Here is a 7,455-nt window from a genome sequence, read left to right as displayed (position 1 = left end):
ATCCTGCTCAATGCGCACGCGCTGCGCTGTGCCGACCGCATCGGCCTCGATGCCGGCGAGCGCCTGTTCACGCGCATGCGCCGGCGCGACTGGTGCGGGCAGCTGGCGACCTGCCTGATCTCCATCGCCCTGGCGTGCTGGCTGCCAATGCACAGCGTCCTCGCGTTTTCCGCGCCCGGATTCGCCTACATGCTGACCGGTGTCTGCGGCGCGTTGTCGGGCCGCCGCTACCGGCGCCAACTCGCGCGCCTGCAGCCGTCCGGCGCATGAACCGCGGCGTCTACGTCACCGGCACCGACACCGGCGCCGGCAAGAGCCTCGCCGCGGCGACGCTGCTCGCCGCACTGAACGCGCACGGCGTGCGTTCAGTCGGGATGAAGCCGGTCGCGAGCGGTTGCGAACGCACGCCGGCGGGCCTGCGCAATGCCGACGCCGAACTGCTGATCGCGCACAGCGCGGGCACACCGATCTACGCGAACGTCAATCCCTACGCCTTCGCCGAGCCGATCGCGCCGCACCTCGCCGCGGCCGATGTAGGTATCGAAATCGACCTGGCGCGCATCGATGCGGCATTTGCCGCATTGTCCACAAATGCACAATTCCTCGTCGTCGAAGGCGTCGGCGGCTGGATGGCGCCGCTCGGGCCGCGGCTGATGCAGGTCGATCTCGTGCGCGCGTTGCGCCTGCCCGTGGTCCTCGTCGTCGGCTTGCGTCTGGGTTGTCTCAATCATGCGTTGCTTAGCTCGCGCGCGATCCGCGCCGACGGCGCCGAGTTGATCGGCTGGATCGCGAGCAGCACCGATGCACAAATGGCGCGACGCGAGGACAATCTCGCGACGCTGCGCGAGCGCCTCGATGCACCGTGCCTCGGCGTGCTGCCGCACAGTGCTGCGCCCGATCCGCCGGTCCTCGCCGTACATCTCGGCGCCGCCTGCAAGCGCCTTCTCGTCTAGGCACATGTCGTCCGCATACGATACGCGCGCATCCTGGTGGCCGTTGGCGCTGATCGCGTTCCTCGGCATCGCGTTCTGCGCCGCGTGCTACTACCCGGGCGCGATGTCGCTCGACAGCGCGGTGATCTGGTCGCAGGCGCGCGGCGCGCCGAGCACGAATATCTATGGCGCCGGGCTGCGTTGGCTCTGGTGGCTGACCGACAAGCTCTGGCGTGGGCCGGGTCCGCTGTTCCTGATCCAGCTTGTATTGCTCTGGTCGGGACTCGCGCTGATCGCACGCGCGCTCGACGGCGGCTTGGTCGTGCGCATCGCATTCATGCTCGTCGCGGCGGCAGCGCCGGTCGTCTTCGTCCTGCTCGCGCACGTGTGGAGCGACGTGATGTTGATGGCGACGCTCGCCTTCGCGGTCGGCGCGCTGCTGCGCTGGCGCGACGCGCGCGTACCCGGCTGGCTCACTGCGTTCTGGCTCGCGCTGATCTTCGCGATGACCTTGCGCCACAACGTGCTGCCAGCCGCGGTACCGCTGGTCGCCTACGCGGGCTGGTTGCATCGGGATTCGCGCGTCCCCGCGCCGCGGTACCGACATGCGTGGCTGATCGCCGGCGTGGTTGCGCTCTGCCTGAGCCTGCAGGCGCTGGCCATGTTGAGCGCACACTCGGCGCAGCGGCGTTACACGCTCTGGCCCGGAACGGGCATGTGGGATCTCGTCGCGATCTCGCTCGCGGCGGACGAGATGCTGCTGCCACCCGCGACTCACAAGCCGGAGCTGACGCTGAACGATCTGCGCGAAGCCTACGTGCCCTGGTCCAACGTGCCGGTGTTCACCGCGACGAAGGGGCGCGTGATCGGGCCGTTCTTCGCGCTCGACGACGCGACCGCCACGACGCTGCACACGACATGGGTCGACGCGGTGAGCGCGCATCCCGGCGCCTACCTCGCCCACCGCTGGCGCCTGACGACTGCGCTGTTCGGCAGCAAGCCGCGCGAATGGCCGCACGAGCTGGTCTACGTCGACGAGGAGCAATCATTCCGCGACAACCCGCCGGTGGCGCCGAACCGCTCGACCCTGCACCGCGCGTGCATCCGCCTCACCGAAACGCTGCGCGACACCGTGGTGCTCGCGCCGTGGCCGTATCTCGTGCTCAGCGTTGCCGCACTCGCCCTGGCCTGGCGTCGTCGCGCACGCGCGAATGCGCAGGCCGCGCTCGCCATGCTCGCAAGCGGCCTCGCCTATGCAGCGCCGTTGCCGCTGATCGCGCCGTCGGCCGAGTTGCGCTACCTCGGCTGGACCTGCCTCGTCGCCGTGATCGGCGCGGCTTTGGCGCTCGCCGCTGCCGGGGACGATGCGCCAAACTGATAAACTTGAGCATTCCGCAGAAACAGGAGTGGCCCATGCCCGCCTCGAAGCAGACATTCTTCATCGTCGTGTCCGATCTCGCCAAGGCGCGTGGGCAGATTCCGTCGCTGTCCTACAGCGGCAATTCCGCCGAGGGCTTCGCCGCGCAATTGCAGACCGCGCTGCGCGAGCCGAGCCTGTGGGAGCGCTGGCGCTCGATGCAGCCCGACCCCGACGCGGTCGATCCGCTGCTCGGCGCAAGCGATGCCCAGGCCATCGTCGATGCGCACCAGTCCGACCTGCATTGCGACGTGAAGATCACCACGGTGCTGCCGCACGCCGTGCTCAAGCATCGGCTCGGCCTCCTGATCGGTGCGAACTGGACGCTGCGCGACGTGAGTTGATTTCTGCGCTCGCCCCTGATCGCGAAAATCAAAAACGGCCTTTCACGGCCACAGTTTTCAACGAAATCTAGCCCAAACGGCACATGCCCACCGCATCGCAACCTCGTTACGCTGCGCGTCCGTCGCGCGCGTGCGCGCGTGCTTTTCCTTTCATTGCAACCCTGTCTGGGGACATTCCGACATGCTTCGACTCCGACCGATCGCCCTCGCCATGACCATCGCTTTCACCGCCCACGCGCAAGCAGCGCAGAAACCCGCCGAGCCGGCCAAGGCCGCGGAAACCGCGACCGCAGTCAATCCGTTCTTAGCCGCGAGTACTCTGCAATACCAGGCACCGCCGTTCGACAAGATCCACGACAGCGACTACGCGCCGGCATTCGACGAGGGCATGAAGCAGCAGCTCGCCGAAGTCGACAAGATCACCGACCAGGCCGACGCCCCGACGTTCGACAACACGATCGTCGCGATGGAAAAAACCGGCGCGACGCTGACGCGCGTGTCGAAGGTGTTCTTCGCGCTCGCCCAGGCGAACACGAACGACAACATGCAGAAGATCCAGGAAGAGTTCGCGCCCAAGCTCGCCGCGCACCAGGACGCGATCTTCCTCAACGCCAAGCTCTACGCGCGCGTGAAGAAGCTTTACGACAGCCGCGAATCGCTCGGAGCCGATCCCGAATCGCGGCGCCTGCTCGACCGCTACCACCTTGCCTTCGTGCGCGCGGGTGCGGAGCTGTCCGCGGCTGACCAGGCCAAGCTCAAGGAGTTGAACAAGGAAGAGTCCTCGCTCTCGACCGCGTTCCAGCAGAAGCTGCTCGCCGCAACCAAGGGCGGCGCGCTCGTGCTTGGCGACAAGGCACAGCTCGCCGGCTTCAGCGACGGTGACCTCGCCGCCGCGCTCGAGGCGGGCAAGGGCCGCAAGCTCGACGGCAAATACGTCGTCGCGCTGCAGAACACGACCCAGCAGCCCGCGCAGGAATCGCTGACCGATCGCGCCACGCGCGAAAAACTGTTCAAGGCCTCGATCGACCGCGCCGAGCACGGCGACGCGAACGACACGCGCGCGACGATCCAGCGCCTGGCCGAGCTGCGTGCGCAGAAGGCCAAGCTGCTCGGCTTCAAGACCTATGCCGACTATAGCCTCGCTGACCAGATGGCGAAGACACCGGACAACGCGATCAAGCTGATGACCGGCATCGTCCCCGCCGCGGTCGCCAAGGCCAAGGACGAGGCCGCCGGCATGCAGAAACTCGTCGACGCGCAGAAGGGCGGCTTCAAGCTTGCGCCGTGGGACTGGCAGTTTTACTCCGAGCAGGTGAAGAAGAAGGACTACGATCTCGACCAGAACGAGATCAAGCAGTACTTCGAGATCGACAACGTGCTGCAGAACGGCGTGTTCTTCGCCGCGAACAAGCTCTACGGCATCACGTTCAAGGAGCGCAAGGACATTCCGGTCTACCAGCCCGACGTGCGCGTGTTCGAGGTGTTCGACGCCGACGGCAAGTCGATGGCGTTCTTCTACGCCGACTACTTCAAGCGCGACAACAAGTCCGGCGGTGCGTGGATGGACAGCTTCGTCGACCAGAGCGGACTGCTCGCCACCAAGCCGGTCGTGTTCAACGTCTGCAACTTCGTCAAACCCGCGCCGGGCCAGCCGGCGCTGATCAGCCACGACGATGTGATCACGATGTTCCACGAGTTCGGCCACGCCCTGCATGGCCTGTTCTCGAACGTGAAATACCCCTACCTCGCCGGCACCAACGTGCCACGCGACTTCGTCGAGTTCCCCTCGCAGTTCAACGAACACTGGGCCGACGAACCCTCGGTGTTCGCGAACTACGCCAAGCACTACAAGACCGGCGCGCCGATGCCGGAAGAATTGCTCGCGAAGATCAAGCGCGCCGGCACCTACGGCCAGGGCTTCGCCACGACCGAATACCTCGGCGCCGCGCTGCTCGACCAGGCTTGGCACAGCCTGCCCGCGAGTGCGGCCAAGCAGGATGCCGACAAGTTCGAGGCGGCCTCGCTCAAGCGTTACCAGGTCGACTACACGCTCGTGCCGCCGCGCTACCGCACGAGCTACTTCGCCCACATCTGGGGCGGCGGCTATTCGGCCGGCTACTACGCCTACCTGTGGACCGCGGTGCTGCGCGACGACGCCTACTACTGGTTCAAGGAGCACGGCGGCATGACCCGTGAGAACGGCCAGCGTTTCCGCGAAATGGTGCTCTCGCGTGGCGGCACGCAGGAAACCGATGCTCTCTACCGCGCCTGGCGCGGTCGCGATCCGTCGGTCGAACCGCTGCTCGAAGTGCGCGGGCTCAAGGCGACGAAGACGGCAGAATCGAAGTAGACTTTCCTTCGGCAACATCCATTCATCGATCGCGCCGCTTTGCGGCGCGATGTTTTTTGCGAGAGGCAATCCATGTTCCGCACCCGCATTCTTCTTCTCACCGCTGCCGCCGTGCTGGCGTCTTCCTGCTCGACGATGACGGACAAGTCGGCGTCCGCGAAGAAGGACGCCGTGGTCAGCGACGTCACCGATCCGCTGCCCGGCAATCCGTTCGCCGAGCCGAGCACGCTGCCATTCGAGGCGCCGGCGTTCGACCACATCCGCGACAGCGATTTCCAGCCGGCGATCGAGGAAGGCATGCGCCGCCAGATCGCCGAAGTTCAGCGCATCGCGAACAACAAGGAGCCGGCGACGTTCGACAACACACTGGTCGCGTTGGAGAAGACCGGCGCGCTGCTGACGCGCGTGCAGCGCGTGTTCTCCGCGCTCGCGCAGGCGAACACGAACGACATCCTGCAGCGCGTGCAGAAAGAAGAAGCACCCAAGCTCGCCGCGCACAACGACGCGATCTTCCTCGATGCGAAACTGTTCGCGCGGGTCAAGACCATCTACGAAAAGCGCGAATCGCTTGGGCTCGACGCCGAATCGCTGCGCCTGACCGAGCGCTACTACCGCCTGTTCGTGCGCGCCGGCGCGCAGCTTTCGGCCGGCGACCAGGAAGTCCTGCGCGGGCACAACAAGGAGCTGTCCTCGCTGGCCACGCAATTCCGCAGCAAACTGCTCGCCGCGACGCGCGACGGCGCGCTCGTCGCCGATGACAAGGACGCTCTGGCCGGCCTTTCCGAAGCCGATCTCGCCGCCGCGCTCGAAGCCGGCCGCGCGCGCATGACGCCTGGCAAGTACGTCGTCCCGTTGCAGAACACGACGCAGCAGCCTGCGCTGGCTTCGCTGCAGAATCGCGACACGCGCGAAAAATTGTTCACCGCCTCGATCGGGCGCGCCGAGCAGCATGACGACAACGACACGCGCAAGACGATCACGCGCATCGCCGAACTGCGCGCGGAGAAGGCCCGACTGCTCGGCTACGACACTTGGGCCGCCTACACGCTCGACGATCAGATGGCGAAGACGCCCGAGCGCGCGATCAAGCTGATGACCGACATGGCCGCCCCCGCCATCAACAAGGCGAAGGGCGAGGCGCGCGAGATGGAGAAGCTGGCGAAGAAGGACGGCATCCGCTTCAAGCCTTGGGACCTTTCGTACTACTCGCCGAGCGCGAAGAACGAAGGCGGCGCACTGCGCCCCTGGGACTGGGACTATTACGCCGAGCAGGTGCGCAAGCGCCAGTTCCAGCTCGACTCCGAAGAGATCAAGCAGTACTTCGAACTCGATAACGTGTTGCAGAACGGCGTGTTCTACGCCGCGAACCAGCTCTACGGCATCACCTTCAAGGAGCGCCACGACATTCCGGTCTACCAGCGCGACGTGCGCGTATTCGAAGTGTTCGATGCGGACGGCAGCTCGCTCGCGCTGTTCTACGCCGACTACTTCAAGCGCGACAACAAGGCCGGCGGCGCCTGGGCGACCGCGTTCGTCGGCCAGTCGGGATTGCTCGGGCAGAAACCGGTCATCACCAACACATGCAACTTCACCAAGCCCGCGCCCGGCCAGCCCGCGCTGCTCAGCCACGACAATGTGATCACGATGTTCCACGAGTTCGGCCACGCGCTGCACGGCATGTTTTCGAACGTGAAATACCCGCTGCTCGGCGGCACCAGCGTGCCGCGCGACTTCGTCGAGTTCCCCTCGCAGTTCAACGAGCACTGGGCCGAGGAGCCTTCCGTGTTCGCCAACTACGCCAAGCACTACAAGACCGGCGAGCCGATGCCTGCGGAACTGATCGCGAAGATCAAGAAGGCCGGCACCTATGGCCAGGGCTTCGCCACGACCGAAAATGTCAGCGCCGCGCTGCTCGACATGGCCTGGCACACGCTGTCGCGGTCGATGACCATCGTCGACAACGTCGATGCCTTCGAGCGCAGCGCGCTGAAGAAATACGATGTCGACTACCCGCTCGTGCCGCCGCGCTACCGCACGAGCTACTTCGCCCACATCTGGAGCAACGGCTACGCCGCCGGCTATTACTCCTACCTGTGGACCGCGGTGCTGCGCGACGATGCCTTCTACTGGTTCAAGGAGCACGGCGGCATGACTCGCGAGAACGGCCAGCGTTTCCGCGAGATGGTGCTCTCGCGCGGCGGCACCGAGCCAACCGATGCGCTCTATCGCGCCTGGCGCGGCCGCGATCCGAGCGTCGAGCCGCTGCTCGAGGTGCGCGGGCTCAAGGCCGCTCGCCACACTCCGTGATGCTTCGCGGGGGAAACTGAAGACACCTGTTCCGCCCGCACATCATTTTTGTGAACTCCGCAGCTGGCCGGCGGGCCTTATTGGCGTAACATGTCAGGGTCGCGC

Annotated in this window: 6 protein-coding genes; all 6 read left to right on the top strand. The window is 65.9% G+C overall.

What is annotated here, in order from left to right:
• On the top strand, window positions 1–270 hold a 270-nt coding region (locus VF497_RS08565; protein ID WP_330887673.1), incomplete at its 5' end, for a hypothetical protein.
• Window positions 267–953 carry a dethiobiotin synthase gene (bioD, locus tag VF497_RS08560; RefSeq protein ID WP_330887671.1) on the top strand — a complete coding sequence of 229 codons (687 nt, stop codon included), beginning with the start codon at window positions 267–269 and terminating at the stop codon, window positions 951–953. The genes VF497_RS08565 and bioD, both read left to right, overlap by 4 nt.
• A 4-nt stretch (window positions 954–957) precedes the next feature.
• The gene (locus VF497_RS08555; RefSeq protein WP_330887668.1) at window positions 958–2,310 is read left to right on the top strand and encodes a hypothetical protein; all 1,353 of its coding nucleotides are present in this window, start codon (window positions 958–960) and stop codon (window positions 2,308–2,310) included.
• 35 nt (window positions 2,311–2,345) lie between these two features.
• The gene (locus VF497_RS08550) at window positions 2,346–2,693 is read left to right on the top strand and encodes a hypothetical protein (RefSeq protein ID WP_330887666.1); all 348 of its coding nucleotides are present in this window, start codon (window positions 2,346–2,348) and stop codon (window positions 2,691–2,693) included.
• A 211-nt stretch (window positions 2,694–2,904) separates the two neighbouring features.
• Window positions 2,905–5,043, top strand: a complete 2,139-nt coding sequence (gene dcp, locus VF497_RS08545; protein ID WP_414706870.1) for a peptidyl-dipeptidase Dcp — start codon at window positions 2,905–2,907, stop codon at window positions 5,041–5,043.
• 72 nt (window positions 5,044–5,115) lie between these two features.
• A complete protein-coding gene (locus tag VF497_RS08540; protein ID WP_330887662.1) occupies window positions 5,116–7,350 on the top strand; it encodes a M3 family metallopeptidase in 2,235 nt (744 codons plus the stop codon).
• Window positions 7,351–7,455 lie beyond the last annotated feature (105 nt).

The sequence above is a fragment of the Rudaea sp. genome, from assembly GCF_036383415.1.
Taxonomy (GTDB): domain Bacteria; phylum Pseudomonadota; class Gammaproteobacteria; order Xanthomonadales; family Rhodanobacteraceae; genus Rudaea.
Note: the sequence above shows the minus strand (reverse complement) of the source record. Positions and strands in the feature narration are given on the sequence as shown.

Excerpts from the sequence above, each read along its gene's own strand:
- VF497_RS08550 (WP_330887666.1), top strand. The coding sequence starts at position 2,346 with ATGCCCGCCTCGAAGCAGACATTCTTCATCGTCGTGTCCGATCTCGCC.
- VF497_RS08540 (WP_330887662.1), top strand. The coding sequence starts at position 5,116 with ATGTTCCGCACCCGCATTCTTCTTCTCACCGCTGCCGCCGTGCTGGCG.
- dcp (WP_414706870.1), top strand. The coding sequence starts at position 2,905 with ATGACCATCGCTTTCACCGCCCACGCGCAAGCAGCGCAGAAACCCGCC.
- VF497_RS08555 (WP_330887668.1), top strand. The coding sequence starts at position 958 with ATGTCGTCCGCATACGATACGCGCGCATCCTGGTGGCCGTTGGCGCTG.
- bioD (WP_330887671.1), top strand. The coding sequence starts at position 267 with ATGAACCGCGGCGTCTACGTCACCGGCACCGACACCGGCGCCGGCAAG.